Here is a 26573-nt window from a genome sequence, read left to right on the forward strand (position 1 = left end):
CGGCGGCCGTGCGGCGGGCCGGGGCCCGGCGCACGGCCGCTCAGCCCTTCCCGCCGGTGGTGGCGATGCCCTGGACGAAGAACCGCTGCGCGACCAGGAACAGCAGCAGCACCGGCAGCACGCTGACGCAGCTGGCCGCCATCAGCGCCCCGTAGTCGGTGGTGTAAAGCCCCTGGAAGAAGCGGATGCCCACGGGGAGCGTGAACTTCGAGGAGTCCGTCAGGAAGATCAGCGGGCCGAAGAAGTCGTTCCAGGATGCGACGAACTGGAAGAGGGTCACCGTGACCAGCGCCGGCTTGGCCAGCGGGAGCGCGATCTGCCAGTACTGGCGCAGCCGCCCGGCCCCGTCGATCCGCGCGGCCTCGAACAGCTCGCGCGGTATGCCGAGGAAGAACTGCCGCAGCAGGAAGATGTAGAACGCGCAGCCCACGCCGAGGAAGTGCGGCACGGTCAGCGGCAGATAGGTGTCCAGCCAGCCGAGCCACTGGTAAAGGCTGTAGGACGGGATCAGGATGATGAACGGCGGCAGCATCATCGTGGACAGCACGAGGCCGAACAGCAGATTGCGGCCGGGGGCCCGCAGATAGGCGAACGCGAACGCCGCGAGGGTGGAGCAGAAGAGGGTGCCCACGGTGGAGACGACCGCGACCAGGACCGAGTTGCCCAGGTAGCGCCACAGCGAGACCCCCGCGGCGGCCTCCGTGAAGTTGCCCGTGCCCAGCCCGTCGGGGATGAACCGCGGTGGGTAGGCGGCGATTTCGCTGGGGTCCTTGAAGGCGCCCGAGAGCATCCACACGAAGGGCAGGATGAAGAAGAACGCGGCGATGCAGAGCGGCACGTACAGCGGGACCAGGGCGATCCGGCCGCGCGTCAGCGACAGGCGCAGGGTGGTGCGCGACCGGGGCGCGGGGGCGGTGGCGGTCATGGCTGATCCAACTCCCCTCAGGAGCCCATGTAGTGGACGCGCCGCCGGGCGAACCGGAGGACCAGGACGGTCAGGGCGACGATGACCAGGAACTGCACCCACGCCAGCGCCGAGGCGTAGCCGACGTTGGAGTACCAGAACGCCTCGTTGTAGAGGTACATGCCGAACACGTAGGTGGACCGCTCAGGTCCGCCCTGGGTCATCACGAAGGGTTCGGCGAATACCTGGAGCGAGGTGATCAGTCCCATGACCACGTTGAAGAGGATGACGGGCGACAGCAGCGGCACGGTCACCGCGCGGAAGCGGTGCCACCAGCCGGCGCCGTCCACGATCGCGGCTTCCCGCAACTCGACGGGGATGCCCTGGAGCCCCGCCAGGAAGATGATCATGGTGCCGCCGGTCGCGGTGAGGCTCATGAGGATCAGCGCGGGCATCGACCAGGTGGTGCTGCCCAGCCACGCCGGGCCCGCGATCCCCACCTTGTCCAGCAGGTAGTTGAGGATGCCGCCGCTGGGGTCGAACATCCACGACCAGACGACGAACATCGGCACGCCGGTGACGATCGCCGGCAGGAAGAAGACGGTGCGGAAGAACGTGCGTCCCGGCAGGCGGGTGTTGAGGATCGCGGCCAGCGCCAGGGCCATCAGCACCCCGAGCGCCACCCGGGCCCCCGCGTAGTAGAAGGTGCGGCCGAAGGACGGCCAGAAGTCGGGGTCGGAGCCGAACATCACCCGGAAGTTCGCCAGGCCGATCCACTCGGGGCTGTGCACGCCGTCCCAGCGGGTGAACCCGGCGTAGAGCGAGAACAGCATCGGCGCCAGGGTCAGCCCGACGAGGCCGACGATCCAGGGCACGAGGAAGAGGTAGAACGCCGCGGACTCCGAGCGGCGGAAACGCTGCCACCGGGTCGGCCGTTCCGCGCGCCGCGGGGCGGGGGGCGCGGCCTCGCGGGCGCGTGTCGTCGGGGTGTGGAGGGCGTTCATGCGCGCAAGATCTCCGTTCCGCGTTCCTGCACCTCGTGCAGCGCCTGCCCGACGGGCTTGCCGGTGTTCTCCACGGCCTGCACCGCGCCGCCCAGGACGTCCCAGATCTTGTTGAACACCCCGCCCTGGTAGGCGACGAGTTGGTCCCCCATCTGCTGGATCAGCTCCGGCCAGGGGTACTCCGCCGCCGCGGCGGGCAGGCCGCGCTGCCAGGTACCCGCGGTCTCCCGCAGCGCGGGGGTGCCCAGCGGGGCGAGCATCTCCTGCGCCTCGGGGTCGGTGGAGAGGAAGCGGGCGAACGCGAACGCCTCCTCCTTGCGCCGGGAGCCCTCGAACACCGCCGCGTTGTTGTTCTGGTAGGTGCCCGACCACTCCGCGGGGAAGGGCACCACGCCCCAGTCGAAACGGGAGCCGATCTGCTCCGTCCAGGCCGTCAGGGAGTACCCGGCGAACAGTGCGAGCCCGAACCGGCCGCTGGTGAAGTTGACCGTGTCCTGCTCCTGCGCGGCGCCCGGCATCGCGTCGTGCTCGTGCACCAGGTCGGCAAGCAGCTGGAGCGAGGAGACCACCCGCGGGTCCGTGGCCGTCATGCGGCGCTCGTACGGGTCGAAGGGCAGGCTGCCGTGGATCGTCGGCACATCCCACGGCTGCGCCGTGCCGAACCCGTTGTGCAGACCCCAGACGCGCCCCGCGCCCGAGCCATGCGCGACGGCGGCGGCCGTCTCCACGAACTGCGCCTCGCGCCAGCCGGGCCGCGGGTCCGGCATCCCGGCCTCCCGCAGCAACGTCCGGTTGTACGCGATGCCCTTGGGATAGACCAAGCACGGCAGGCACAGCGTCTGCCCCTCGATGCGGGCGGGAGTCAGCGCGCCGGGCACCCAGGTGTCCTCGCCGAGCCCGTCCCGTTCCAGGAACCGGGTCAGGTCCGCGTAGCCGCCCAGCTGGCTGAGCCCGGAGACCCAGCTCTCGGCGACGATGACCACGTCGGGCGCGGTGCCCGCGCGGAACATCAGCGGCAGTCGCTGGAAGAAGCCGAGCGAGTCGGCGTAGGTGCAGCGGACGCGCGCGCCGGGATTGCGGCGCTGGTACAGCTCGGCGACCCGCTGGTAGGTGTCGATGGCGATCGAGTCGCCGTGGAACCCGAAGACCAGACCGTCGCCGGAGCCGCGGCTGAAGCCGCAACCCGAGGCCGTGCCGGCCGCGAGCGCCGCACCGGCCGCCGCGCCCCGCAGAACGGCGCGGCGCGAGGGCGGACGGGCCGTCATCCGGGCCCGCCAGGTGACACGGAACGGGCCGCGCGGACCCGCGGGGGACAGGAGAAGGTCGGCATCACACCTCTTGGCTGCTCTGGGCGGCACACATCCGGCTCAGGCCGAATTCAGCCAGGACCGACGGCTTTCATCTGACGTATGAGCGTAGGAGTCCGCCCCCTGGGCGCCAATGGTCGTACCCGTGCACCGCTGGTCCATTTCCCTCACTCCGCGGCACAGGCCCAGGTAAAACGTGCCCCCAGCGTGCGGATATGGTCACGCAGCGGGGTCGGGCGCTGGTCGTGCACAGGTATGGAAGAGACCGGAACATCCGACGTATGGTCGGCCGATGGCGGAAAGCGGGGAGTCGGCGGAAAGCACCATGGCCGTGTGGCGGGTTCCGCTCGGGCGCCCGCCGGACATCGCGAGGGTGGACATCGGCCACCACGGAACGGCCTGCACCGTGGAGGAGTGGTGCCTCGACGACCTGTGGTCCCTCCACCTGTACGGCTACCACGGGCGCCTGGCGATCGGCCCGCACCGCGTGACGCTCGCCCCCGGCTGGCTGAGCCTGATCCCGCCCGGCACCGTTCACCGGTTCCACTACGTCGGCCCCTCGGTCCACCTCTTCGCGCACTTCCACCTGCCGGCCGCGGGCGCGCCCACCGCGGCGCTGCCGTCCGCGCTGGACTGCGGCACGGAACTGCCGCGCATCCGCGAACTGTTCGAGTCCGCGCGCGCCGCGAGCGGCACCGCGCCGCACCGGGCGCGGGCCGACCTGTGGTCCCTGCTGTGCCGGCTGGAGACCATGACCGCGGCCGCGGACCGGGACACGCGCGGCATGCACCCGGCGGTGGCCGCGGTGCTCGACCACGTCGACGCGCACCTCGACGAGCGGATGAGCGTCACCTTCCTCGCCCGCCTCGCCGGAATCTCCCCCAACCACCTCACCCGCCTCTTCCGCACCCAGGTCGGCGAGACGGTCGTGGCGCACGTCAGACACCGCAGGCTGGCCCGCGCCCGCACCCTCCTGACGTCCACCGGGATGCCGGTCAAAACCGTTGCGCACTCGGTCGGTTTCGGCGATCTCCAGACGTTCAACAAGGCGTTCCGGCGGCGCTACGGCATGTCTCCGCGCCGCGCCAGGCACGGCACAATGACCGCAGCACCCCGACCGGACGACCGGACGATCGGATGACTGGTATGAACGGGATGAACGGGATGAACGGGATGGTGCCGTGGGACTGATCGACGACGCCGTGGACAGTCTCAAGGGCATGCTGATCTCCGGGGAGATCGGTCCCGGCGACCGGCTGCCCGTGGAGAAGGACCTCGCGGCGCGGCTGGGGGTCTCCCGCAGCTCCCTGCGCGAGGCCGTCCGCGCCCTGGCCGCGATGGGCGTGCTGAGCACCCGGCAGGGCGACGGCACCTACGTCACCACCCTGGCGCCCGACATGCTGCTCGCCGCGCTCGGCTTCGCCGTCGACGTGCAGCGGGACCGGACGGTGCTCCAGTTCTTCCAGGTGCGCCGCCTCCTCGAACCGCAGGCCGCGGCCCTGGCCGCCACCCGCATCCAGCCCACCACGCTCGCGGAGCTTGAGGAACTGCTGCGGGAGGCGGAGGAGTTGGTACGGGGGGCCGAGGTCGACCACACCGCCCTCGTGGAGAACGACCTGCGCTTCCACGCCCTGGTCAACGGCGCCTCCGGCAACCCGGTGCTGGCCGCCGTCATCGAGGGGATGTCCGGCGGGACGACCCGCGCGCGGATCTGGCGCGGCAAGACCGACGCGCGGGCCGTGGAACGCACGGTCGGCGAACACCGGGCGATCCTCACCGCGTTGCGCGACCGCGATCCGGACCGCGCCAGGCTGCGGGCCGAGGCCCACATCGTCGAGGTCGAGGACTGGCTCAGGGAGCATCTGGCCGTGGACTGAGGCGCGACCGGTCACGGGGCCCGCTTCTTACGCTGTGCGACATGTTCGTCACAGCCAAACTCGTCGTCGCCACCGCGGTGGCCGTGGCGGCCGTGACCACCTCGGGGCACGGCGCGCCGCATCCCGTTCCGCCTCAGGAGTGCACCCTCGACGCGAATACCGGGGCGGGGTACGTGGTCTGCTTCGCCCGGAGCGGGGCATCACCTGACGCACGGTCATACGACCTGTTCTCCACCGTAACTTTTTGGATGTCCGGGTGATTAGACGACCGAAGCACCTTCAGTCCGGAACGAGAAAAGGGGCGGACATGAACGCATGGGCACGCTGGCCGTTGCTGGCGCTCGCGACCTTCGGCGCGGCGGGGCTCGCCTCCGGGTCCGCGGACGCCGACGAGCACTACTCGGGGCAGACGACGATCGGCTCCCGGTTCGCCCTGGTGAACACGGGCCAGATCGACGACCCGCTGGAGGACGTCCTGGAGCACGCCGCCATCTTCGGCAGCAGCACCTATACCTACGACTGACCGGCGGCGCCCCGGGTACGGTGAGGATCACCGCGTCCGCCACCCGGCGGTCCGGCACCGAACGGAGGCACGGACATGGCGGGCCGACTCTTCTGCGTCGGTTCCTACACGCAGGGGAACGGTGACGCCCGCCCCGGGATCACCGTCCTCAGGGAGAACGCCCGCAGCGGCGTCCCCGACCGCGTGCAGGAGCTCGACCTGCCGGACTGCTCCTGGCTGGCCTGGCACCCCCGGCTGCCCGTCGTCTACGCGGTGCACGAGCGGGCCGAGGGCACGGTCACCGCCGTGGAGTTGAGCGCGGACGGCACCCGCGCCACGGTCCTCGGCACGGTGCCGACCGGCGGCGCGGAGCCCTGCCACCTGGTCGTCACGCCGGACGCGCGGCACCTGCTCGCCGCCAACTACGGCTCGGGCAGCGCCGCGGTGATCGCCCTCGACGACCGGGGCGCGCCGACGGTGCGCACCGACCTGGCCGAGCACAGCGGTTCCGGCCCCGTGGCGGACCGGCAGGAGGGGCCGCACGCGCACATGGTCACGCTGGACGCGGCGGGAACGCTGGTGACCGTGACCGACCTGGGGAGCGACACCCTGTGGTCCTACCGGCTGAGCCCCGCGGGCACGATGGAGCGGGTCGCGGCGGGGCCGCTGCCGGCGGGCACGGGACCGCGGCAGCTGATCAGGCCGGGGGCGGGCAGCCGCGCCTACGTCGTGGCCGAGCTGGCCGCCGGGCTGCTGACCGTGACGGAGGAGACGCCCGGCGTCTTCTCCGTTCTCGGGTCGGCCCCCGCCTCCCGGCGGCCGGACGCCAACATGCCCGCGCAGTTCTCCCTCTCCCCCGACGGGCGCTTCGGCTTCCTGTCCAACCGCGGGCCCGACACGATCAGCGTGTTCGACCTCACCGGCGGCTCGGCCGTGCCGGTCGCCGAGTACGCGCTGAACGCCGCCTGGCCCCGCCACTTCGCCGTGACCGATGACCGGCTGTACGTGGCCGCGCAGCAGGCGGACGCCGTGGTGGTGCTGACCCTCGATCCGGCCACCGGGGTCCTGCGCGAGTCGCACCGGCTCACCGTGGCCGCCCCGGCCTGCGTCGCCCCCGAGCCCCTGCGGGCATAGGCCCGCGGAGAGGGTGCGGCCGAACGTCGGCCAGGCGGCGCCGGGCCCGCCGGCCTCGCCCGCGTTCCACCACCGGGCCCGTCTCGGTGCCGAGGCAGTCCCGCAGCGGGCCCGACCGTTCGACTAATACCCCCTGGGGGTATATCATCATGCTCGGGCGCACCCCTTCGCCGGTGCGTGCCCGCCGACACGACACGACACCGCACGGGACGGGACGGGACGATGAAGACCTCCGCCAAGGTCGGCTCCTTCGGAGCCGGACTCACCCTGATGTTCGGCGCCGCCTTCGGCGTCGGCAGTGCCGTCGGCCCGATCGGCGAGGACGAGGAGCCGGCCCACACGGACCCCCCGGCCCACACGGACGGCCACGCGGACCGCGAGGCGGAGCCGCGGCCCCCCGCGGCGCCCGGCGGCCTCCAGCACGAAGGGGCGGTCCACACCGCCCAGTTCACCGTCGCCACGAGCGGCGCCGGGGGGCACGGCAGCGGCCACGGCCACTGACCCGCGCCCCCCGGCGTCCGGTGCCCCGCACCGGTCAGGCGGTACCGGCGTGGAAGGCGACCGCGGACTTCGCGGGGAGGTCCAGGGCCGCCAGGCCGCCGGATACGGTCACCTCGGTCGCGCAGTCGTCGAGGACGTTGCAGTAGGTCCCGTCGGGCAGCTGGGTGCTGAACTGCGAACTGACCGCGGCGGAGCCATTGTTGATCGCGACGAAGCCGTCACCGCGGCCGAACCCGATGACATTGCCCTGCGGAGACTGCCAGTCGGTCACCTCGGCGTCGCCGACCGCGTTGCGCCAGCCGACCATGCCCGTGATCCGCGGGTCGCGGTCGAGGCAGTACCAGCCGTTGTCGCAGTCGGTGGCGGTGACGAAGCCATCGGCGTCGGAGGGCGGCGCGTCGTCCCTGCCGTTGTACTCGAAGCCCGCGTAGACGGTCGGCGCCGCGTGGTTCCAGGCCAGTTGGAAGACGTTCGCCAGGACCGCGGTGTCACCGTCGCGGTAGCTGAGGTGGCGGCCGTCCCGCTCGGTGTCGTGGTTGGTGACGAACGAGACCGAGTTCTCCGCGGGCAGCAGGCCGGGACCGAAGTCCGCCAGCTGCGCGATGTCCCCCTGGAACGCCGCCTTGAGCTGGTCGGCGTAGCCGAAGTCGAGGACGTCGCCGCTGCCGAAGTACTCCTCCGGGGTGGGGGTGGCGCCGGGGAAGACCTCGTGGAAGACGAACGGGGCCGATCCGTCGGCCGTCGGGTTCAGCGCGCCGACGATCGCCTCCAGGTCCGGGGCCGGTATGTGCTTGGCGGCGTCCACCCGGAAGCCGGAGACGCCCAGGGCTATCTGCGCGTTGAGGTAGTCCGCGATCTTCGCCCGGACGCCCTCGCCGCCCGTCTTGAGGTCCGGGAGGCCGAGCAGTTCGCAGTTCTGCACCTCCCAGGTGTCGTTCCAGTTGCTGATCTCCCGGTCGCACACGTCCACGTTGTACTCGCCGCGGCCGTAGACGGCCGACTCGTACTTGTCCGTGAGCTGCGTGCCGCCGTAACTCGTCCCGGTCTGCGCCGCGGTGTGATTGATCACGACATCGGTGTACACCTCGACGCCCGCCTCGTTGCAGGTACGCGCCATGGCGGCGAAGTCGCTCTCGCTGCCGAATCGGCCGCTCAACTCGTAGCTGTACGGCTGGTACACGTCCCACCAGGCACCGTCGGGGTGGGCGAACGACTCGGCGGGCGGCGCGACCCACACCGCCGCGTACCCGGCCGGGCCGAGCACATCGGTGCACTCGGTGGCGACCGACGGCCAGTTCCAGGACCAGAGGTTGGCGATCACGTCGTTGCCCGCCGCCCGCGGGGCGGGGTCGGAGGCGGCGAGCGCGCTGCCGGGCAGCAGGGCCGCGAGCAGCACCGCGGCGGGAAGCCCGAGCAGCGAACGCCGGGCGGGTTTACCGTGCAGAGTAAATCGTGGGGGGAAGTGCCTGCGCACAACGGCTCCTTCTGCTGAATCGGAAGGCCACACGCGCCAGCGGCCGCCTCTGCAAGTAGTTGCAGAAACTTGCGGCATGCTATGAGCCCCAAGAAGTCGTGTAAACAGTTCGCACAGAACACGTTCGGCGCCCCCACCCGGACATCAGGGCGCCCCGCGCGGCACGTGGGCGGCCGCCGCGACGACACGGCAGCGCCACGGTCAACCGGCTCCGAACCATCTCGGGGACGGCATCGGCGCGTTGCCCGCGGCCCTGGCGCTACCGGTCGTCACCTTGAGCATGGAGACCTGCCGGACTGGCCATCAGGCAGCACCGACCTGCCAACGGTTGGCTGAGGCCACGGTGGTTGCCGTACCGCAACCGGGCTCCGCGGCCGACGTCACCGTTGGCCATCGATTCCCACCAACATGCTCTCGAAGTCTGTTGGTGGGATGATGGGCGTCGTTCGCGGGCGTGCACCTGCGCTCATGGGTGGCCGACCGCCGGTGCACGGACGGTTCCGACTCCCGTTTTGAAGGGCAGTGAACGGCGCTAAATGAGACGGAGACGGAGCGCGGAGCCGGACTCACTAGCATCGTCGCCGTTGGAGGGGAGCCATGGCTCTGGTCCGGAAAGGATCACGACGGATCGTCGTCGACGGCACGGCCTACCGTTGGCGAGTGAGAGGCTGGCCGACGTACTTCCAGGGGCTGGCCTGGTCGCCGTGCACGTTCGCGGTCGAGCATGCGGACACCCCGGGCACGACGCTCGTGGTCACCACCGACCACCCGCATCCGAGCAATTGGATCGGTCGCGAAGCTGAGCCAGTGCTGCCGTCTGGTGTTGCCGCGGCTGTTCGGCTTGCCCTGCATAAGGGTTGGACTCCGACGACGCCGGGCTCTGCGTTCCACCTCGACCAGTCTGCTGGCTTCACGCCCTCGCACTGAACAGAGCGTCGGTGCTTGCACCTGGAGTTCTCAGCCCGCGAAGCGAAGGGCAGCTGGGCCTGCTCCGGGACTGACCTGCGGCGGAGCGGTGTCGGCGCCTGGCGGGCGGTCGACTGGTTTCCCGGCGCGCCCTGCGGTTCCCCACGCGATCTGGCGCACATCTGGCACGGGCCTCCGTCCCGCATCCCTCCACCACTGTCATACAGGCAGATCGCCAGACGGTAGCGCGGTACCGTGAGTGGTCAGTCACTGTCTGGTCACGGTGGCCGGTTGAGGAGGGGACGATGCAGTCCAGCACGCGTAAGACGATGAACCCCAGCGCCTACCTTGCTCTGGTCGAGGCGCTGACTGCGGTCTTCTGGAACAAGAAGCCCTTCGAGATGTACGTCAGGGGCATGCTGAAGGATCACAGCGAGCTGCTGGCGCGGCTGGACTTCGCGGCCACCAAACGAGAAGTATCGGGCCAGTTGGTCAATCTCCTGCGAGCCAACGAAGCCCGATACCTCGATCTGACGGTGGCACTCATGCTCGACATTGCCGGCATGAAGACATTTCCGAATCTGAACTCGCAACCCGACAGCGAGATCATGGTGGCAAAAGCAACAACAACAGTAGCCGAGTTGAAGCGCTGGACGGCCAAGCAACGAGAAGTCATCGCTGAGCATGAGGCTCACGCGGCCAGTATCGCCGAAAGCGCGAAGAAGGACCAGGATGGACGAGCGTTTGCGGAGGCCCACGAGAATCTAAGACAACGTTTCATCACAATGCATGGAGCCACGGATGTCCACCAGCGGGGCCGTGATTTTGAGGGCTTCATCAACGAGTCGTTTGCCTTGTACGACCTAGAGCCACGGGCATCCTACAGCCTGGACCACGAGCAGATAGACGGGGCGTTTTCCTTTGACACGGACCACTACGTTTTGGAAGCCAAGTGGTGGAAGGAAGCCATCGGCCGCTCACTACTGGACGTCTTCAAGGCCAATATCGAGCGGAAGGGCAAGAATACGCTGGGCTTGTACATCAGCATGAGTGGCTTCACCTCTGATGCCCTGGCGGTATACAGCTACAGCACGCCGTTCATCACGATGGATGGCCTTGACTTCATGGCGGTACTGGACCAGCGCATCCGCTTGGAGGAGCTAATGCGCCGGAAGCGGCGGTATGCCAGTGAGACAGGACACTGCTTCCTGCCGGTCGCAAAGATCATATCCGAGACTGAGTAGTCGGTCAGCTTGCATGACAGCGACGACCCAGCGGGGCACCGCCGGTTACCTGTTCGCGTTGTGAATAACCGGTGCCCCCATGCCGTATGACCCAAACTGATCGACGGCGGGCATGGCCTGTGGACGCCTGGCTGATCAAGGCTCCGACCTGCTTGCTCAGTTGTCAGTAGTTGTCGAGGTCGGTCATCATCGGGCGCCCTTTCACTGTCTGAAGGGGCGCTCGCACCTTGCGGAAACGGAAGCAGAGGCGAGGGGCTCGATGAACCTCACGTCGATCTGGACACGGTGGCCGGGGAACTGCTTCTCGTACCGCTTCCACCGCTTGTCGTGGCGCTTGTAGCGCTGCGGGCCGGCAGGCGGCCCATGTCCAGGCGGTAGAAGATGCGCCGGACGCCGGACTTGCTGATGGTGACGTCGTGGTACCGCCTGAGGTACATGGAGATCTCCTCGGGGCCGAAGTGGCAGTGCTGCCGCAGGCGGACGATCTTTCTCACGACCTCGACGTGGGTCGCGTTCGGGGAGGCCCTGGTTGCCTCGGAACGGCTGCGCAGGCCCTCAACGCCCTCGGCCTGGTAGCGGCGGTACCAGATGAAGTACGCCAGCCAGCTCATCCCGAAGTCGCGGCAGGACGTCGCGACGCTCCCGGGCGATCTCCTCGACGCGACGCATCACGGCGAAGCGCCGCATTGCCTCACGGTCGAGCGGGGGGTCTCGACATGCGGATCTCTTTAGCGATCCAAGCCCGGGGGTGTCAACTTAACGGCTGATCTTGGTTGTTGAGTGGTCAGTTGTTCCTCGGGGTCAGACGGCCCTCGAAGGCGATCTGGAAGGCGTTCAGCGGCGCCTTCCAGCGCATGGTCCACCGCTTGCGGCCCTTCCCGGTCGGGTCCAGGCTCCATCAGCGCCATGTAGACGCACTTGAGAGCGGCCTGCTCGTTCGGGAAGTGCCCGCGGGCCCGGACGGCCTTGCGTATGCGGGCGTTGACGCTCTCGATCGCGTTCGTCGAGCAGACGACCTTGCGGATCTCCACGTCGAAGGCGAGGAAGGGCACGAACTCGGCCCATGAGTCGGACCACAGCTTCACGATCGCTGGATACTTCCGGCCCCATGCCTCCTGGAAGTCCAGGAAGCGCTCGGTGGCAGCGTCCTCGCTGGGCGCGGTGTAGACGGGCTTGAGTGCTTTGGCGACCTTGTCCCAGTCCTGGCGGGCCGCGTAACGGAAGCTGTTCCGCAGCAGGTGGAGCCGTAAAGAATCAACTTGCTGGCGTGTTGCTGCTGACGGATGCCAGCAGTTCGGCGCCGGTGGTGAAGCGGGTTGGGGCAGGTGGCAGCGTGATCCCGGCTTCGTGGAGGACGGGTTGGGCGTCGGCGAGGGCGTTGTTGAGGGTGCCCAGGCTGACGCCGAAGGCGTCAGCCAGGATTTGTCGGGTGCCGAGCTTGCGCTGATAAAGGACGGCGGCCAGGAGGCGTTCGGCATCGGTGATCTTCTGGCGGAAGACGCCTCCTCGTGTGCCGGGCTGGCGCGGCCCGCCCCGCTGCTGGTGCCGACGGCGCTCGATCAAGGCGGCCTGCCGCACGGAGAGCTGGTCGATGAGGTCGGCGAGTTTAGTGCGGTCCATCCCGGTCAGGGACGGGTCGGCCAGGCGGTGCGTGAGCTGTCCCCGGGCGCTGACCGGGGCCTCAGTGCGTACGAAGTCCTCGATCTCCTTGCTGTTTGAGAAGCACAAGGTGGTGGGCGTGACGGAGATGCCGTTTTCCTGAAGGAGCCGACGGACTTCCTTGATCGACGGGCCGATGGTGCGCTGGCACAGGCCCAGCATCTCGGCGAGCAGGTTCTGTGAGCACACATGCCGGAGATAGATCACACTCACCAGGACGCGGTCCGCGGGGCTCAGGACCGGGCGCTTGTTGTCTCCGGCCCCGTGGCGACGCGGCCCACCGCGCTTGCGGTGCAGACGCTCCTCACGCAGTGAGCTCAGCTCGGGCGTGATCCTCCCGGTCAGGGCCGCGAGTTCCTCGCGGCTCATCCCGGTCAGGGCCGGCTCGGACAGCAGGTCGAGCACCCGTCGGCGAGCCGCGTGGTAGTGGTCCGTGTTCCGGACAGTCCCCTCACCCAGGGCGCCGTCGGCGTCGGGGCGGACGGTGTAGTTCCAGGTGCCGTGCGTGTCGTGGTAGTCGATCGGCAGGCTCTTCATCTGGGCCTTGCTGATGGCGATGCCCAGGGGGTAGCGGCCGGTGTCGAGTTCCGCGTCGACTCGCAGTCCGCTGCGGGTCCGGGTTGCAGCGATGGACTGGACAACGACGTCATAGCTGGTCAACGGCCTGCCTCGCCAGTTCATCGTGATGTGGGAGAACAGCCGGTGCTCGATCTTGTTCCATTTTGAGGTGCCGGGAGGGAAGTGGCAGACGGTGATCGCCAGGCCGGTCTCGGAGACGAGTTTGGCTAGCTCCGCCTTCCAGACGCGGTAGCGGTAGCCGTTGGAACCGCCCGCGTCCGCAGTGATCAGCAGCCGCGTCGCCTGTGGATAAGCGTGTCGCCCCCTCGCCTGCCACCAGCGGCGGATCGAGGCGACCGCGAATACCGAGGTGTCGTGATCAGTGCCGACGTTGACCCAGCCGGCGTCCGCCGAAAGATCGTAGATGCCGTATGGGATCGCTGCTTCGCCCGTCGGCCCGGAGAAGAAGCTGTGGTCATCGACCCTGACCGGGTCGCCCTTCGGACGCCACTGCCGACCAGGGTTGGGCAGCTGGCCGATCATCTCCTTCTTCTTCGTGTCTACGCTGATGACCGGCTCGTCGTCGGCCTGGTGCTGCTTGACCTGCTCGTTGATATAGCGGAACTGGGCGTCCCGGTCCGGATGCTGTTCGCCCTCCAACGTTTTGGCCTGGGCCTGGAGGCTGAAGCCGCTGTCCTTCAGCAGCCGACCCACCGTCATCGCGGAGATCGGATGCCCCTGACGCGTCAGCTCGTCAGCGAGATTCCGCAATGACTTCGTCGTCCACCGCAACGGCGACATCGGATCGCCCCGCTCGTCCGGCTCGACCAACGCCATCAACGCAGACACCAGGCCTGGATCGACCTCCTCGGCACGCTTGCGGCCCCCGCCCGGTCTCCGTGTCCGTCCCGCAGGCGGCGGGGCCTCGCCCGCCTCCAGTTCGAAGACGCCCCTGCGGACCGTGGTCTCGCTCACCCCCGAGACCCGTGCGACGGCCCGGACACCGCCATGCCCCAGCAACCTCGCCTCGGCCGCCAGCAGCAGACGCCGTTGCCGCTCGTCCAGATGCGGCAGCAACATCTGGAATCGCACGGCAAGTTGACCGTGCACCCCCTCCGAAAACGCCATACCAGATCAACGAGAAACACCGCGGGAAGCGACACCTTGTTTCCGTACGGCTCCGGTGAACCACGCACGTTTGAACAATCGTGCGAGGCCAGACGGTTTCCACCGCCTCGGGCAGGCCCTTCAGCCCGTCGCAGACCAGCATCAGCACATCACCCAGGCCGCGGTTCTTCAGCTCGGTGAACACATGTAGCCAGAACTTGGCGCCCTCGCCGCCGTCGCCGGCCCAGATGCCCAGGATGTCGCGGGTGCCGTCCACGGTCACGGCCATCACCACATAGATGGGCCGGTTGGCGACCTGCCCGTCCCGGATCTTCACGTTGATCGCATCAACGAACAGAACCGGGTAAACCGGGTCGATCGGGCGGTTCTGCCATTCGGCCATGCCGTCCATCACTTTGTCCGTGATCGTGGAGATGGTCTGCTTGGACACCTGGGCGCCGTAGACCTCGGCCAGGTGCGCGGAGATCTCCCCGTGGGTGAGACCCCTGGCCGACAGGGACAGCACCATCTCGTCTACGCCGGTCAGGCGGCGCTGCCGCTTCTTGACGATCTGCGGTTCGAAGGTGCCGGCAACATCGCGGGGCACCCTCACCTCGACCGGGCCGACATCGGTCAGCACGGTCTTCGCACGCGTGCCGTTACGGCTGTTGCCGCTGCCCCGGCCCGTCGCGTCGTGCTTCTCATAGCCGACGTGGTCAGTGATCTCGCCCTCCAGGGCGGACTCCAGCACCCGCCTGGTCAGCATCTGCAACAGCCCGCCCTCACCGGTCAGCTGCAGCCCTTCGCTTCAAGCCCGGTCAACCAGCATCGCGACGAGCTGCTCGTCCGACGCGGCCGACGGCACCCCACCACCGGCCGACTCCTCCACGGACTCCTGCCCGGTCGTCGTCTCGCTCACTTGGCGTCTCTCCTTGATCAGCAGATCCGCCGTTGATTAGACACTCCCGTAGAGCGTTTCGGTGGTGGGGTCGGTTAGGGTGAAGTGGTTGAGGCGCATGACGAGTTGGGTGGCGATGACCCACTGTATGGCGGGGTCGTCGAAGGGGATGCCTGCGGCGTCGGTGAGGATGGGGCCCTGGCGTCCGGGACGGTAGAGGGCGCCGTGGACTCCGGCCGCGGCCCAGGAGTGGACGCGCAGGGTGACGTAGCGCTGTTTCAGGTGGGGGCAGGCTCGGACCGATACCGAGGCGCAGGGTTGGCAGACCGGTGGGTGGGTGGTTTCCAGTCCTTGGGGCCAGGTGCCGGGTGCGTCGGGTGCTTCGCCCATGAGCCATAGAACACCGCGGTGGTTGCGGTCGGCTGGCTGTCCGCAGACCTGGCAGAGCAGGCCGGCCATCGCCACACGTTGGCGGAGGGCGTGGACCGCGCCGAATTCGGGCCTACCTCTCCCCGGGGTGGAGGGGATACGACGCCACAGGACGTCTCCGGTGTCACGATCGTAGGAGCGATCATCGGCGTAGGCCAGGCGCCCGCGCCGTTCCACGAGCCGTACGGCTGCGGGGCGTTCGCTGCTCCACTGGGTGATGTACGGGACCACGCTCGTAGTGGTCGCTGTCGGACTCGTCAGACGCGCTGGACGGTTGGACATGTGCGTCTCCCCATGCTGGTGTGCCGGGTAAGCGGGTGGGCTGTCGGCCGGTGAGGGCAGGGCCGTCGAGTTGGTCTCCTGTGTGAATGGCGCGACTTCGCAGCCACCGCAGAGCCAGTGCGTGTGGCCGGTCGTGGAATTGAGGGCTATGGCCTCGCACCAGTAGGCGCGTCGGAGTGCGAGGGCCGTTGCGGACGACTCGGCGGTCAGGCTGCGGGCCGAGTTCGGCGGTGACCGTATGGCCGTGGTTCTCGGTGTGGTGGATGTCGACCTTGGTGGCGCAGACCGTGACGAGTTCGAGACCGCGGCCGGGCGGGGATGGCTGCCAAGGGCGTCGCGGGCCCAGTGGCGTGCTCGGCTGGCCTCTCCCGGGAGCCCGGGAAAGGTACGGCGGTGGGTCGGCATTACGTTCCTCCGTCCGTCGTGACCTGCGGCTTTCGCATCGGGAGGTCGATTGCGCTGACGCGAGCCGCGCGAGGTAGTAGATTTAGTACTAGCACCGTACCCAATGTACGCGCAACGGAAGTACGCCCTCGCACTTTTCGTGCGGGTCGTTGGCCGCTTAGCGTGGCTGAGGGGCGGTGCCCAGCCCAGACGCCGACGAGAGAGGAACCGGAATGTTCGGACTGATGGTGCGCTTCACCTGCAAGGACGAGGCAGCGGCAGCCGCGTTCGATGACCTGGTGGCACGGACGGGAGAGCAGATCCGTGCGAACGAGCCGGGAACGGTGATCTACACCGTCCACCGCGTTGACGGGCAACCGCTCCAGCGGATCTTCTACGAGCTCTATCGCGACGTCGCGGCCTTCGAGACCCACGAGTCGCAGGACTACGTGATCCACTTCCTCGCCGAGCGGAACCAGTACCTCGCCTCGACCGAGGTCGACCGTCTGGACTTCATGTCCGGCAAGGGCGTCGACCTTGAGCGGTGAGGAGTACGAGAAGGCACTCGGGCGCAAGATCGCCCGGCACCGGAAGCGGCGGGGCCTGTCGCAGAAGGAGTTCGCGGGCCTGCTGGACCGGTCGGAAGCCTGGGTCTCCCAGGTCGAGCGGGGCGTGCGTCGCATCGACAGGATGACCGTCCTGGAGAAGGTCGCCGAAGTCCTGGACGTGCCGGTCGCGGAACTGGCGGCCGAGGCACCCATCGTTGCCTCCGTTGTGGAGGGCGAGGCCCCGGGCGCGTCACGGCTGCGGCTGGTACTCAGCACGGCCCATTCGCTGAAGGCAGTCCTCGCGCAGCCCGAAACTCCGGACGTTCCCGCGCTGCGGGCCGGGGTGGACCGGGCCTGGTCGCTGACCCACGAAGGCAACTACGCGGACCTGGCCGAGTTGCTGGAGGGCCTGGTCCCGCGGCTCGAATCCGCCACCCGCGCCGGAGCCTCAGAGGAGGAACGGGCCGGGCTGTTCCGACTCCTGGCGTCGATGTACCACACGTGCAGCGCCGCACTGGCGAACCTGGGCGAACCGGAAACGGCCTGGATCGCCGCGGACCGCGCAGTCGTCGCCGCGGAGCGGGCGAACGACCCGCTGCTGATGGCGGCCGGAGAATTCCGCCTGTCCATCGTGTTCATCGGCGCCCGCCACTACGGCCAGGCCGCCCAGGTTTCCGGAAGCGCCGCCGACGCGCTCGAACCTCTGGCCGAGACCGGGCAGTTGGAGGCCGTGGCCCTGCGCGGGGCGCTGACACTGCAACGCGCCCTCGCCGCCGGCCGGTTGAACCAGGCCGAGGAGGCGTACGAGCACCTGCGGCTCGCCAAGGAGCTGGCCGAACGTGTCGGCGAAGGCCGTAACGTCTACAACACCGAGTTCGGCCCCACCAACATCGCCCTCCACGAGGTCGCCGTGGCCGTCGACCTCGGCGACGCGGGCATCGCTCTCCGCGCGGCGGGGGCCGTTGATCCCTCCGGCCTGTCGCCGGAGCGGCAGGCACGCTTCGGCATCGACCTGGCCAGGGCACACACCCAGCGCAGGCAGATCAACGAAGCGGTGACCGCCCTGGTGAACGTGCACCGGACCCTGCCGGAGATGTTCCGCGCCAAGCCCGCCGTCAAGCAGCTCGTCGCCGATCTCCTGACCATGAGTTCGCTGCCGTCGGATCAACTTCGTGCCCTGGCGAGCGAGTTGGGCGTGCAAGAAAAGCGGGTCAGTAGCTGAAGTACTAGCCAGCACTTGCGTCCGGCGGTGAGAACACCGCGGGCATGCGAACGCTCCGGACCAGAGGGCACACCTGCCGGAGCGGGAGCGACACCGCCACAGGAACGCGAGTGGCCTGAGCGGGAGGCAGTCCACTCAGGTCGGGTGCGTCGCCGGCATCAAACGCTCCAAGAGTGGAACGCGCCCGACACCTATGAGTGACCGATCGCGCCTTGTGAGGGGCACGGCACAAGGGAGAAGCACGTCTTGCGTTCCGTTCCCCGCCACCGGCGGGTGGCGGGGGTTATTCCGGTCGGGCGTCGGCTGCCACCTGGCCGACGGTGCGGCCGGTGCGCGTGGATCTGGCGCGGGTCGGGTCGGGGGTACCGCCGCGGGCCCGTTCCCGTGCGGCGCCGCCCTCGCCGCGTTTGACGAGCAGCCAGGCCTCGCCGCGACCGGCCGCGTCCCCGTCGCGGAAGCGGGTGAGGGCGTAACCGCCGCGCAGCTTCGCACCGTTCAGCCGGAACGAGAGGTGCCCGCGCCGCAGCGACTCGGCCACGGGGACGGGCTCGTCCCCGGCGCGGCCCCCGCCGGGGTCGGGGCGGTAGGTGCCCTCGTCCCAGATGATCACGGACCCGGCACCGTACTCGCCCTCGGCGATCACGCCCTCGAAGTCCCGGTAGTCCAGCGGGTGGTCCTCGGTCGGCATTGCGAGCCGCTTGTCGCTCGGGTCGGTCGAGGGGCCCTTGGGGATCGCCCACGATTTGAGCACGCCGTCCGCCTCAAGGCGGAAGTCGAAGTGCATGCGGCTGGCGTCGTGGATCTGCACGACGAAGCGCGGCTCGCCGCCGCGGCCCGCGGCCCCGCCGCTCGGCTCCGCGGTTCGCGAGAAGTCGCGTTTGCGGTGGTACTCCGTGAGCGGCCGGTCCTTGCCGCCGCCGGTTGCGTTCCGCCTGGCGCGTTTGCCGTTCATCCTCCCCATCGTGACAGACGGGGGCAAAGGGCGCATGCGCAGCCGCCGCGGCGGCGGTCATGCGGCCCGCAGAAAACCGTTCCCCGGGCATTGACGGGCGCGCCGCCAGCTTCTTACATCGATGGAAACGTGCGACCCGGAACCTTTCGCACCTCCCGTACCCCCACGACCGGAGGACATCCATGCCCCGAACTCCCCTGAGACGGACGATCCTGTGCGTCGGCGCCCTGGTGGCCGCGCTCCTCACCGCCCCCGCCGCGACCGCCGCAGGCCCCGCGCCCGCGCCGGACTCCGCACCGGCGTCCGCCGTGGCCGGGGCCCCCGCACCGGCCGCCACCGGCACCCCGCTGCGCGACGACACCGGCCTGTATCCGCGGGCGATCCGCCTGGCGCACAACGGCGAGGCCAACGGCCGCGTCCTCGCGAGCGTCGTCACCTTCGACGGGAACAACGGCCTGGGCGCCATCCACGAGAGCACCGACGACGGTGCCACGTTCCGGCAGGTCGGCGCCGTCGCCGATCCGGACTCCGCCGGGGGTCAGGGCCTGTGCTGCGCGACCCTGTACGAACTGCCGCGCCCCGTCGGGGAACTGCCCGCGGGCACCCTGCTGTGGGCCTCGTCCGCCGGGCAGGACGAGACGGACCGCCGCATGAGCCTGCGGATCTGGCGCAGCAACGATGTCGGCCGCACCTGGTCCTACCTCTCCTCGTGCGCCACGGCGAACGGCACCGGCGGCCTGTGGGAGCCGGAGTTCTCCATCGCGTCGGACGGCGCGCTGGTCTGCCACTACGCCGACGAGACCGACCCGGGGCACAGCCAGAAGCTGGCCGCCGCCCGCTCCTACGACGGCGTGACGTGGAGCGGACACCACGACACCGTGGCCGGCACCTGGCAGCCCGACCGCCCCGGCATGCCGATGGTGCGGCAACTGCCCAACGGCACCTACTTCATGAGCTACGAGATCTGCAACCCGGGCGGCCAGTACCAGTGCGTGGTGCACTACCGGACCTCGGCCGACGGCTGGGACTGGGGCGATCCGGCCCACCTGGGCTTCCGGCCGGAGACGGCGGACGGCAGGTACTTCCGCGCCACGCCCACCATCGCGTGGGCGCCCTCGCCCGACGGCGGCGGTGACGGGCGGATTCTGCTGGTCGGTCAGATGCTGCTGAACCGGGACGGCAGCACGGCGGCGGGCAACGGCGCCACGGTGCTGGTGAACTCCGCGAATGGCGAGGGGCCCTGGCAGGACTTCGCCGCGCCGGTCCAGGTGCCGGGCGCCGAGCCGAACTTCTGCCCCAACTACAGCTCCCCGCTGCTGCCTTCCGCGGACGGCAGCCGGGTGCTCCAGATCGCGACCGACTGGGACGGCGACGTCTGCAAGCCGTACTACGCCACCGGGCCGATCGGCCCCTGACCGGGAACGGGCCGGGCACGCGGCGCACGGCCGCGTGCCCGGCGGCCGGTCAGCCGATCAACCGGTCAACCCGTCAACCCGTCAACCCGTCAACCCGTCAACCGACTGACGGCACGTCCCCCGCCCAGTGCAGCGGCGCCACGTACATGCCACGCACCAGCGGCTCCTCGCTCAGCACACCGTGGAACACCAGCCAGTCGTCGGTGCCGTCGCCGACCACGTCCTGCCCTCCCGGGCCGGGGATGCCGGTCTCCTCCGTGGTCAGCAGCGGTGTGTCGGACTTGGTGTACGGGCCGGTCAGCGCCGGGGCGGTCGCGTAGCCGGTGAAGTAACTCCCGTCGCCGTAGAACCCGGCGGAGTACAGGAGCACGTAGCTCCCGCCCCTGGCCACCAGGGTCGGCGCCTCGATCAGGCCCCCCTCCTCGGGCCGGTCCTGCTTCAGCAGCCGCACCGGGTCGCCTTCGAGCGTGAGGCCGTCGGCGGAGACGCGCTGGAGGTACAGCCAGGTGTCGGCCCCGACGGCGTTCCCGTCGTTCTTGTACAGCAGGTAGGTGCTGCCGTCGGTGTCGGTGAACGAGGCGGCGTCGATCGCGCCGCCCGCCTCGGCCGGGCAGACCAGCGGCCCGTCGCCGACCGGGGCGAACGGGCCGGCAGGGCTGTCGGACACGGCCGTTCCTATGCACTGCCGGTCCGACGCGGTGTCGCGCGCGGTGTAGTACAGCAGGTAGGACCCGTCGGGTCGCTCGGAGACGTCCGGCGCCCAGGTCAGCCCGGATCTGGCCCAGTCGCCCAGCTGGGGCAGGGCATCGCCCTGCCGCTCCCAGGTCCCGTCCACCGCGCCCGCACTCGCCACCTGGACGTTGTCGTCCCCCGAGTTGGTCGCGTAGGCGTAGTAGGTCCCGTCGACGGCGAGAACGTCGGGGTCGGGGAAGTCGGTGTCGATGACGATGCGGGGCGCGGCGGCGGCCGGCTGGGCGGTGGTGACGACGACGGCGGAGGCGAGGGCTGCGGCGGCGAGGGCCCGTTTGCCGGGGAACCAGGGCAACGGAGACATCTGCGGCTCCAGGGTGGGGGGTCGGGTGGGGGGTCGGGCGGCCGCCCGGGACGCCGGCCGGTGGCCGGTCCGCGGGCGTTTCCATCGATGTACATTGCGGCCGGCAGGTAGGACAGCACAGCCGCGGGCACGTGTCCAGGGGTACGGCACGGCAGCCGGGCGGCGACGTTCAACTGCCGCGGGTGACACGTCGGCACGCCCCGACCGGCGGAACGGACGGCGGGACTCAGGCCGCGCCGTTCCCTGATGCCAGGGCCAGGGCCCGGGCGCCGGGGGCGCAGGCGGCGTCGAGCTCCGCCCGTTCCCGCGGGGTGAGGCGGCCCGCGAGGTCGCGGCGGGCCGGATCGAGGATGCCGCGCGCGGCCGCCGGCCAGCCGGGCGGCACGTCGAGGCCGGCGAACGCGGCGAGCCGGGCGAGTTCACGGTCGGGGTCCGCCAGGAGCCGTTCGTAGGACAGCGAGGTGCGCCGCTCCGCGGGGATGTCGGCGAGAGCGGCGACGCCCTCGTCGATCATCTCGGACCACAGGGTGGCGAAGCGGACGAGCGGCAGGTCGGCGTCCAGGACGAGGGCCGGGTCGAAGCGGTCGGCGAACAGCCCGGCCAACCGCGGCGGCAAGGCGACCAGGTGACGTTCAGTCAGCTCGGACGAGCTGGCGACACCGGCGATGCCGAGCGCCTCGGTCACCAGCATGATCTTGCGGTAGCCGATATGGCGGCTCATCGAGACGGCGCAGTCGGGCCCGTTCCGGTGCAGGTGGACGAACCGCGCCCGGGGGAAGGCCCGGTGGAGGTGTGGCACCCAGCGCAGCGAGTAGCCGGAACGCTCCACCACGGCCCGCCTGCCGAACCGGTCCCGCAGCAGCCGGAAGAACGCGGCGAAGTGCTCGGCGGCGGGCCGCCGCGGCCAGGGGACGATCCGCGGCCCCAACTCGTCCAGCAGGCCGTCGGGGTCGTCGGTGAGGTGCGGAAGGACCATCATGCACAGCAGCGGGATGCCGGTGCCGTCCGCCGAGTACCGCCCCGGACGGCGCGGGTAGAGGAACTCCCCCATCGGCACGCCGCTGCGGACGAGCGCGTCGAAGGTGCGGTTGGGGCGCGACAGCAGCCGCCAGAACTCCTCGCCGGTGACGGGCTCGGCCGGGAAGGCCCGTTCCGGCGACATGAGGGAGGCGAACAGTTCGTTGAGGCTGAGTACATGCGGGTGGGCCCGCAGAATGGCGGACAGGGCCGTCGACCCGCTGCGCCCGGTGCCGACGACGAAGGTCACGCTCTCCACCTGGTGGTCCTCCTCGGGAGACGGGATCGGGTGCGGGGCCGGGCGCGAGGCGCTCGGGGTGCCCGGGGCGCTCGGTGCGGTCACGCCGCGGCGTCCGCGATCAGGGGTGTGATGCTGCCCGCGGCGCTGAGCGCGCGGTGCAGGGCGAGTTCGGCGGTCGCGCCCTCGGCGAGGAGGATGCCGCTGCACCCGCGCTGGTCGGTCAGGTGCTCCACGCGGTCCCCCGGCGCCATCGTCGGGTACCACCGGGGAGAGCCGGGGAACGCGTGCAGGCCGCCGAGACCGGACCACCCGGTCAACGTGCCCGTGGTCGCGGGGTACTTCAGGACGAAGCCGGTGGCGGGACCGGCGGCCTCCGGGCCGTCGAGCAGGGCCGGCCTGCGGCCGAGCGCCGTGTCGATCATGGCCTCGTAGACGTTGACGCCGAAGGAGAGGCACAGGGCCTCGCCGACCAGCGCGCCGCCGATGCGGCGGTTGATCTCCACCAGTTCGGGGCCGTTCTCGGTCAGCACGAACTCGACGTGCGCGAAGCCCGCGAGGTGCCCCGCGGCCCGCAGCGTGCGGTCCGCCCACGCCTCGATCCGCCGCGCCTGCGCACCGGGGAGGCCGACGGGGAACGCGGACGCCTCCTCGCGGACGTGCGGCTCGGGGGACATCTGGCGGCTGAGCACCCCGAGCAGCCTGGTGCGGCCCGCCCAGCTGAGGGTCTCCGCGCTGTACACGGGGCCCGCGAAGAACGGCTCGGCGAACAGGCCGCCGATGAACGGACGTTCGCCCGCCTCGGCGAGTGCCGCGGCCAGCCGCTGCTCGTCGCGCACCAGCCAGACGTTGCGGGACGAGGTGCCGGCGGAATCCTTCAGCACCGCGGGCAGGCCGACCTCCCGCAGGACGCCGACGGCGGCCCCAGGACCGGGAACGACGGCGTGCGCCCGCGTGCGGCCCGCGCCCCGCTCGTGCAGCAGGTTGCGCACGCGGAGCTTGTCTCGCAGCACGCGCACCGAGTCCGGGTCGGGGCCGGGCAGGCCGAGCTCCGCGGCGAGTTCGGCGGCGGGGACGCTCCAGGTGTCGGTGGAGTTGATCAGGCCGCTCAAGCCCGGCAGGGCGGACAGCGCGGCCCGGCAGGCGGCCTTGTCGTGGGTGTCGACGTCGACGATGTCCAGCGGCGCGTCGGGGGCGAGCCGCGCCAGCTCGTGGCGGTAGACGGCCCGGTTCCCGGTCAGCAGGCACAGCCGGTGACCGGCGCCGGCCGCCGCGGCGGCCATCCGGTCGAGGCCGAAGGTCAGCGCCTCCAGGGCGGCAATGGTCATCGGGGGCCTCCCCTCACTGCCCGGTCCGCGCACCGGCGGCGGGGCGGGTGCCGCGCACGATGAGGCGCTTCGCGTGGTTGTCGTAGGGCACCTTGTCGAAGTCCCCGTAAGCCTCGACGTCGGTGAACCCGGCCCGGTGGAACAGGGCCCGCAGTTCGGCCGCGCTGTACAGGGCGGAGGTGATCGACGCCTCGCGCGCGATCCCGCCGCGGACGAGGGTCCAGTCGGTGCGCAGGCGCGTCCAGTCGTCCAGGATGGTGTCCCGCTGGACCACGTAGGCGTCGCCCGCCTCGACGACCTGGGGCCGCCCGATCCAGCCGGCCAGCACCTCCTTGCCCATCATGTCGATCAGCAGCCGGCCGCCGGGAACCAGGGAGTCGTAGGCGTTCCGCAGGACCCGCAGGTTGTCCTCCTCGCGGGCGAAGTAACCGAAGGACGTGAAGACGTTGAGCACCACGTCGTACGTCTCCGGCTCGATGTGCGTCAGCATGTCGCCGTGGACCAGCCGCGCGTCAACACCCGCCGCCGCGCAGGCGGCGCGGGCCCGTTCCAGCATGGCGGGGCTGAGGTCGACGCCGGTCACGGCGCAGCCGCGGCGGGCCAGCGGCACCGCGTAGAGGCCGGGACCGCAGCACAGGTCGAGTACGCGCGTGCCGGCGGGGAAGTCCAGCAGCGGGGAACGTTCGACGAGGTCGGCGGTCGCCCGGCGCCGCGCCTCGGAGAACATGACGTCGGCGAAATCGACCCAAAAACCGTCATCCTCGTACCAATGCATGGATACAGAAACCTCGTTTCCGGGGGTGGCCGCCCTGTGCGGGCGGTAAGGTTCCGGCCGTCGGCGCGGTATCGTCCACCTCTTTCTGTCGGCGTGGAGCAGCGCTGAGTTCCCACCGCACCACGGGTGTTGGGGCCGTTCGACCGGGGGACACAGCACCCATTCACTTGAGAAGTCGTACGGCATGCCGACCCGGTTCCCCGGCCGGGACATTTGTTTTCCCCCGAGGAAAGTGCTGCCTGGCATATCGTCACCCGGACCGGGCGGTGTCACCATGGTTGAGTCATGGAAGCGGGCCGGGTGTTGCGAGTCGCGCGGGCAGCCGTATTTTCGGGGCTCTGCGTGGTGCTCGCCGTTTCCGGCCACGAGATGATGTCCGGAACTCCGGTACCGTCCTGGGTCTTTGCCGCGGCATTCCTCGGAATCTGGGCGGGCGCTCTCGCTTTCACGGGCCGCGAGCGCGGACGCGTCGCGGTGATCACGGCGGCACTCGCCACCCAGGCGCTGCTGCACGTGCTCTTCTCCTTCGGCCAGGTGCGGGCCGCGCCGCCGCCCACCGCCACGAGTTCATCCGCTTCCGCCGCGCAGTGGATGGCGGAGCGGGTGCTGTGCCCGGCCGAGGCCCACGCCCTTAGCCACGGCGAAGCTTTGCGCGTGGTGCACGACGCCGGCCTGACGTCACATCTGGCACACGGCCACCCCCCGGGCTCCGGCGGTGGTCCAGGAGCGTCCGTGGCCGAGGCCGCGCACAGCCTGCCGGGCGGAACGGCCGGCATGATCGCCGCCCATCTGGCCGTGGCCCTGCTGAGCGCGGGGTGGCTGTGGTCCGGGGAGCGCGCCGTCTTCGCGCTCCTGCGGTGGGCCGTCCTGCGGGTGCTGGTGCCCGTCCCGCGGTCCGCGCCGAGCCCCGCACCGGCGCCCGGCGGGCGGGCGGTGCCGGGCCCGGACGGCAGCAGGGTGCTGCGGCAGCTGCTGCTCGTGCGGCGCACCGGGTCCCGCGGCCCGCCCGCGCCCGCCGCTGCCCTCGCGGCAGCACGGCGCCACGGCCGGGTCTCCCCCGCCTGACCTGGGCGGCCCCCCGCCCCCGAACTCCGGCAGCCCCGGCCTCCCTTCCCCACCGTGCCCCTGAGCTGCAACGGCGCGGTTCACGCGAAAGGCGACTGGACTGTGACCCCCACCCTTGCTGCCGTGCCCCGCGGCGAGCCGGAACCCTCCGGCAGCCACGGCCGACGGCCGGGAACCGACGACCGCCGCCCCTCCCCCGGCGACCGGCCGGCCGGCCGCCCCGACGACGCCACCGTGACGGCCTGGGCCCTGGCGGCGCGCGGCGGCGACCCGCGCGCCGCGGAACTCTTCGTCCGCGCCGTGCGCGGCGACCTCCACCGCTACCTCATCCGGCTCAGCGGCGACCCGCAGGGCGCGGAGGACCTGACGCAGGACACGCTCCTGCGCGCCCTGCGGAGTCTGCCGTCCTTCGAGGGCCGTTCCTCGGCCCGCACCTGGCTGCTGTCCATCGCCAGGCGGGCCCTGATCGACCGCATCAGGTACGAGCGCTCAAGGCCACGGCTCGCCGAAACGGCCGACTGGATGTCCGCGGTCGAAAGCAAACAGCACGGAAACATACCGGGATTCGAGGAGGGCGTCGCGTTGAACGAACTTCTCGCCCGGCTGCCTTCCGACCGCGCAACGGCGTTCCGGCTCACCCAGATCCTGGGAATGCCATACGCCGAGGCCGCGGCGGCGAGCGGCTGCCCGATCGGCACCGTGAGATCCCGGGTCGCACGGGCGAGACAGGCTCTCATTTCGCAGCTCGCCACTGCGGAGCACGGCGAAACACCGCACTGACACCGGCGC

Annotated in this window: 24 protein-coding genes and 3 pseudogenes; 13 read left to right on the top strand and 14 right to left on the bottom strand. The window is 70.4% G+C overall.

From position 1 onward, the window contains the following. Window positions 1-40 precede the first annotated feature (40 nt). Genes RM779_RS08680 through RM779_RS08690 form a run of 3 tightly spaced genes read right to left on the bottom strand, consistent with a single transcriptional unit; the run spans window position 41 to window position 3173 of the window. The gene (locus RM779_RS08680) at window positions 41-925 is read right to left on the bottom strand and encodes a carbohydrate ABC transporter permease (protein WP_311617088.1); all 885 of its coding nucleotides are present in this window, start codon (window positions 923-925) and stop codon (window positions 41-43) included. Between the two features lie 17 nt (window positions 926-942). After that, on the bottom strand, window positions 943-1908 hold the full coding sequence (locus RM779_RS08685; protein WP_311617089.1) for a carbohydrate ABC transporter permease: 966 nt from the start codon (window positions 1906-1908) through the stop codon (window positions 943-945). Next, window positions 1905-3173, bottom strand: coding sequence for an extracellular solute-binding protein (locus RM779_RS08690; RefSeq protein WP_311617090.1), 1269 nt, complete (start codon window positions 3171-3173; stop codon window positions 1905-1907). The genes RM779_RS08685 and RM779_RS08690 overlap by 4 nt, the downstream gene beginning before the upstream one ends. 334 nt (window positions 3174-3507) lie before the next feature. On the opposite strand from RM779_RS08690, the gene RM779_RS08695 reads away from it, so the two are divergent. The 6 genes from RM779_RS08695 to RM779_RS08720 all read left to right on the top strand — a co-directional run bounded on the left by RM779_RS08695 (window position 3508) and on the right by RM779_RS08720 (window position 7229). After that, window positions 3508-4356 carry an AraC family transcriptional regulator gene (locus RM779_RS08695; RefSeq protein WP_311617091.1) on the top strand — a complete coding sequence of 283 codons (849 nt, stop codon included), beginning with the start codon at window positions 3508-3510 and terminating at the stop codon, window positions 4354-4356. Between the two features lie 40 nt (window positions 4357-4396). After that, a complete protein-coding gene (locus RM779_RS08700) occupies window positions 4397-5092 on the top strand; it encodes a FadR/GntR family transcriptional regulator (protein ID WP_311617092.1) in 696 nt (231 codons plus the stop codon). 41 nt (window positions 5093-5133) lie between these two features. Continuing rightward, window positions 5134-5352 (top strand): hypothetical protein, encoded by a 219-nt coding sequence (locus RM779_RS08705; RefSeq protein WP_311617093.1) that lies wholly within the window; start codon window positions 5134-5136, stop codon window positions 5350-5352. 47 nt (window positions 5353-5399) lie between these two features. Then, window positions 5400-5615 (top strand): hypothetical protein, encoded by a 216-nt coding sequence (locus tag RM779_RS08710; RefSeq protein ID WP_311617094.1) that lies wholly within the window; start codon window positions 5400-5402, stop codon window positions 5613-5615. Between the two features lie 75 nt (window positions 5616-5690). Beyond that, window positions 5691-6728, top strand: a complete 1038-nt coding sequence (locus RM779_RS08715; protein ID WP_311617095.1) for a lactonase family protein — start codon at window positions 5691-5693, stop codon at window positions 6726-6728. Between the two features lie 222 nt (window positions 6729-6950). Further along, window positions 6951-7229 (top strand): hypothetical protein, encoded by a 279-nt coding sequence (locus tag RM779_RS08720; RefSeq protein WP_311617096.1) that lies wholly within the window; start codon window positions 6951-6953, stop codon window positions 7227-7229. A gap of 34 nt (window positions 7230-7263) precedes the next feature. Here the strand turns inward: RM779_RS08720 and RM779_RS08725 are convergent, their stop codons facing one another. Beyond that, window positions 7264-8703, bottom strand: a complete 1440-nt coding sequence (locus RM779_RS08725) for an alpha-amylase (protein WP_311617097.1) — start codon at window positions 8701-8703, stop codon at window positions 7264-7266. 597 nt (window positions 8704-9300) lie between these two features. Between RM779_RS08725 and RM779_RS08730 the strand changes: the two genes are divergently transcribed. Next, the gene (locus RM779_RS08730) at window positions 9301-9630 is read left to right on the top strand and encodes a hypothetical protein (RefSeq protein WP_311617098.1); all 330 of its coding nucleotides are present in this window, start codon (window positions 9301-9303) and stop codon (window positions 9628-9630) included. Between the two features lie 284 nt (window positions 9631-9914). Continuing rightward, a complete protein-coding gene (locus RM779_RS08735; RefSeq protein ID WP_311617099.1) occupies window positions 9915-10853 on the top strand; it encodes a restriction endonuclease in 939 nt (312 codons plus the stop codon). A gap of 243 nt (window positions 10854-11096) precedes the next feature. Here the strand turns inward: RM779_RS08735 and RM779_RS08740 are convergent. The 5 genes and pseudogenes from RM779_RS08740 to RM779_RS08760 all read right to left on the bottom strand — a co-directional run. Continuing rightward, window positions 11097-11540 (bottom strand): annotated as a pseudogene (locus RM779_RS08740) (helix-turn-helix domain-containing protein); the annotation flags it as partial. Between the two features lie 97 nt (window positions 11541-11637). Then, a pseudogene (locus tag RM779_RS08745) lies at window positions 11638-12097 on the bottom strand (transposase); the annotation flags it as partial. A gap of 10 nt (window positions 12098-12107) precedes the next feature. Beyond that, on the bottom strand, window positions 12108-14198 hold the full coding sequence (locus RM779_RS08750; protein WP_311617101.1) for an ISAzo13 family transposase: 2091 nt from the start codon (window positions 14196-14198) through the stop codon (window positions 12108-12110). A 34-nt stretch (window positions 14199-14232) separates the two neighbouring features. Continuing rightward, window positions 14233-14982: pseudogene (locus RM779_RS08755) on the bottom strand (IS256 family transposase); the annotation flags it as partial. A 150-nt stretch (window positions 14983-15132) separates the two neighbouring features. After that, entirely contained in the window at window positions 15133-15465 is a 333-nt protein-coding gene (locus tag RM779_RS08760) for a hypothetical protein (RefSeq protein ID WP_311617102.1), read from the bottom strand. A gap of 938 nt (window positions 15466-16403) precedes the next feature. Here RM779_RS08760 and RM779_RS08765 point away from each other — a divergent pair. Both RM779_RS08765 and RM779_RS08770 read left to right on the top strand, forming a co-directional pair. Further along, entirely contained in the window at window positions 16404-16718 is a 315-nt protein-coding gene (locus RM779_RS08765) for a putative quinol monooxygenase (protein WP_311617103.1), read from the top strand. Further along, window positions 16708-17940: a helix-turn-helix domain-containing protein gene (locus RM779_RS08770; protein WP_311617104.1), complete on the top strand. Its 1233-nt coding sequence runs from the start codon at window positions 16708-16710 to the stop codon at window positions 17938-17940. Before RM779_RS08765 ends, RM779_RS08770 begins: the two co-directional genes overlap by 11 nt. Window positions 17941-18223: 283 nt before the next feature. Here the strand turns inward: RM779_RS08770 and RM779_RS08775 are convergent, their stop codons facing one another. Next, window positions 18224-18892: a DNA polymerase ligase N-terminal domain-containing protein gene (locus RM779_RS08775; RefSeq protein ID WP_311617105.1), complete on the bottom strand. Its 669-nt coding sequence runs from the start codon at window positions 18890-18892 to the stop codon at window positions 18224-18226. A 182-nt stretch (window positions 18893-19074) separates the two neighbouring features. Between RM779_RS08775 and RM779_RS08780 the strand changes: the two genes are divergently transcribed. Beyond that, the gene (locus RM779_RS08780) at window positions 19075-20307 is read left to right on the top strand and encodes a sialidase family protein (RefSeq protein ID WP_311617106.1); all 1233 of its coding nucleotides are present in this window, start codon (window positions 19075-19077) and stop codon (window positions 20305-20307) included. Window positions 20308-20404: 97 nt separating this feature from the next. On the opposite strand, the gene RM779_RS08785 is transcribed toward RM779_RS08780, so the two are convergent. The 4 genes from RM779_RS08785 to RM779_RS08800 form a co-directional block, all read right to left on the bottom strand. Next, the gene (locus RM779_RS08785) at window positions 20405-21361 is read right to left on the bottom strand and encodes a glycoside hydrolase family 43 protein (RefSeq protein WP_311617107.1); all 957 of its coding nucleotides are present in this window, start codon (window positions 21359-21361) and stop codon (window positions 20405-20407) included. Between the two features lie 226 nt (window positions 21362-21587). Next, on the bottom strand, window positions 21588-22721 hold the full coding sequence (locus RM779_RS08790) for a sulfotransferase (protein WP_311617108.1): 1134 nt from the start codon (window positions 22719-22721) through the stop codon (window positions 21588-21590). Beyond that, on the bottom strand, window positions 22718-23944 hold the full coding sequence (locus RM779_RS08795; protein WP_311617109.1) for an ATP-grasp domain-containing protein: 1227 nt from the start codon (window positions 23942-23944) through the stop codon (window positions 22718-22720). Before RM779_RS08795 ends, RM779_RS08790 begins: the two co-directional genes overlap by 4 nt. Window positions 23945-23957: 13 nt before the next feature. Beyond that, the gene (locus RM779_RS08800) at window positions 23958-24719 is read right to left on the bottom strand and encodes a class I SAM-dependent methyltransferase (protein WP_311617110.1); all 762 of its coding nucleotides are present in this window, start codon (window positions 24717-24719) and stop codon (window positions 23958-23960) included. 474 nt (window positions 24720-25193) lie between these two features. On the opposite strand from RM779_RS08800, the gene RM779_RS08805 reads away from it, so the two are divergent. Together RM779_RS08805 and RM779_RS08810 are read left to right on the top strand one after the other, a co-directional pair. Then, window positions 25194-25784: a hypothetical protein gene (locus tag RM779_RS08805; protein ID WP_311617111.1), complete on the top strand. Its 591-nt coding sequence runs from the start codon at window positions 25194-25196 to the stop codon at window positions 25782-25784. 234 nt (window positions 25785-26018) lie between these two features. Then, window positions 26019-26564: a sigma-70 family RNA polymerase sigma factor gene (locus tag RM779_RS08810; protein WP_311617339.1), complete on the top strand. Its 546-nt coding sequence runs from the start codon at window positions 26019-26021 to the stop codon at window positions 26562-26564. Window positions 26565-26573: the final 9 nt, after the last annotated feature.

The organism is Streptomyces johnsoniae (genome assembly GCF_031845565.1).
GTDB classification, from domain to species: Bacteria; Actinomycetota; Actinomycetes; order Streptomycetales; family Streptomycetaceae; genus Streptomyces; species Streptomyces johnsoniae.

What these genes read in the sequence shown, in the direction of transcription:
- RM779_RS08785 (WP_311617107.1), bottom strand. Translation starts at nt 21,361, where the DNA reads ATGTCTCCGTTGCCCTGGTTCCCCGGCAAACGGGCCCTCGCCGCCGCA.
- RM779_RS08715 (WP_311617095.1), top strand. Translation starts at nt 5,691, where the DNA reads ATGGCGGGCCGACTCTTCTGCGTCGGTTCCTACACGCAGGGGAACGGT.
- RM779_RS08720 (WP_311617096.1), top strand. Translation starts at nt 6,951, where the DNA reads ATGAAGACCTCCGCCAAGGTCGGCTCCTTCGGAGCCGGACTCACCCTG.
- RM779_RS08685 (WP_311617089.1), bottom strand. Translation starts at nt 1,908, where the DNA reads ATGAACGCCCTCCACACCCCGACGACACGCGCCCGCGAGGCCGCGCCC.
- RM779_RS08765 (WP_311617103.1), top strand. Translation starts at nt 16,404, where the DNA reads ATGTTCGGACTGATGGTGCGCTTCACCTGCAAGGACGAGGCAGCGGCA.
- RM779_RS08680 (WP_311617088.1), bottom strand. Translation starts at nt 925, where the DNA reads ATGACCGCCACCGCCCCCGCGCCCCGGTCGCGCACCACCCTGCGCCTG.
- RM779_RS08800 (WP_311617110.1), bottom strand. Translation starts at nt 24,719, where the DNA reads ATGCATTGGTACGAGGATGACGGTTTTTGGGTCGATTTCGCCGACGTC.
- RM779_RS08795 (WP_311617109.1), bottom strand. Translation starts at nt 23,944, where the DNA reads ATGACCATTGCCGCCCTGGAGGCGCTGACCTTCGGCCTCGACCGGATG.
- RM779_RS08730 (WP_311617098.1), top strand. Translation starts at nt 9,301, where the DNA reads ATGGCTCTGGTCCGGAAAGGATCACGACGGATCGTCGTCGACGGCACG.
- RM779_RS08750 (WP_311617101.1), bottom strand. Translation starts at nt 14,198, where the DNA reads ATGGCGTTTTCGGAGGGGGTGCACGGTCAACTTGCCGTGCGATTCCAG.
- RM779_RS08695 (WP_311617091.1), top strand. Translation starts at nt 3,508, where the DNA reads ATGGCGGAAAGCGGGGAGTCGGCGGAAAGCACCATGGCCGTGTGGCGG.
- RM779_RS08735 (WP_311617099.1), top strand. Translation starts at nt 9,915, where the DNA reads ATGCAGTCCAGCACGCGTAAGACGATGAACCCCAGCGCCTACCTTGCT.
- RM779_RS08775 (WP_311617105.1), bottom strand. Translation starts at nt 18,892, where the DNA reads ATGAACGGCAAACGCGCCAGGCGGAACGCAACCGGCGGCGGCAAGGAC.
- RM779_RS08705 (WP_311617093.1), top strand. Translation starts at nt 5,134, where the DNA reads ATGTTCGTCACAGCCAAACTCGTCGTCGCCACCGCGGTGGCCGTGGCG.
- RM779_RS08690 (WP_311617090.1), bottom strand. Translation starts at nt 3,173, where the DNA reads ATGACGGCCCGTCCGCCCTCGCGCCGCGCCGTTCTGCGGGGCGCGGCG.
- RM779_RS08710 (WP_311617094.1), top strand. Translation starts at nt 5,400, where the DNA reads ATGAACGCATGGGCACGCTGGCCGTTGCTGGCGCTCGCGACCTTCGGC.
- RM779_RS08780 (WP_311617106.1), top strand. Translation starts at nt 19,075, where the DNA reads ATGCCCCGAACTCCCCTGAGACGGACGATCCTGTGCGTCGGCGCCCTG.
- RM779_RS08760 (WP_311617102.1), bottom strand. Translation starts at nt 15,465, where the DNA reads ATGGGCGAAGCACCCGACGCACCCGGCACCTGGCCCCAAGGACTGGAA.